We start from the raw sequence: 478 nt of genomic DNA, 5'->3' as shown, positions 1-478 counted from the left end.
TAACCACCGACGCGCTGACGGAAGACAATCATTATCTCGGCGGCACCATCATGCCCGGTTTCCACTTGATGAAAGAGGCGATGGCGCTCAAAACCGCCAACCTCAACCGCCCCATCGGCAAGGTATATCCGTTCCCGACCACAACGCCGAACGCCATTGCCAGCGGCATGATGGATGCCGTTTGTGGCGCGCTGATGATGATGCATGGCCGTCTGAAAGACAAAACGGGCGGGGGCAAACCGGTCGATATTATTATCACGGGCGGCGGCGCGGCCAGAGTCGTGCAGGCGCTGCCGGAGTCATTCGTTCATGACAATCAAGTGAAAATCGTCGATAATCTCGTGATTCACGGGCTCTTGCATTGGATTGCCCATCGCAACGGACAATAAAAAGGAAAACGCATCATGAAATGGCTGTTTGCGGTCTTGGTCGCACTCAACATCATTGTTTTTGGCAGCATGGTTGCCTATCGGACACA

Annotated in this window: 1 protein-coding gene; it reads left to right on the top strand. The window is 54.2% G+C overall.

Translation table 11 applies throughout. The annotated features are described in order from the left end of the window. The coding region (locus ACTHUT_RS21805; RefSeq protein ID WP_440419903.1) for a type III pantothenate kinase at positions 1-389 on the top strand (389 nt) is incomplete at its 5' end. Positions 390-478: the final 89 nt, after the last annotated feature.

This window comes from Neisseria sp. P0022.S010 (assembly GCF_051956635.1).
This window is presented reverse-complemented; position numbering and strand designations above follow the sequence as displayed.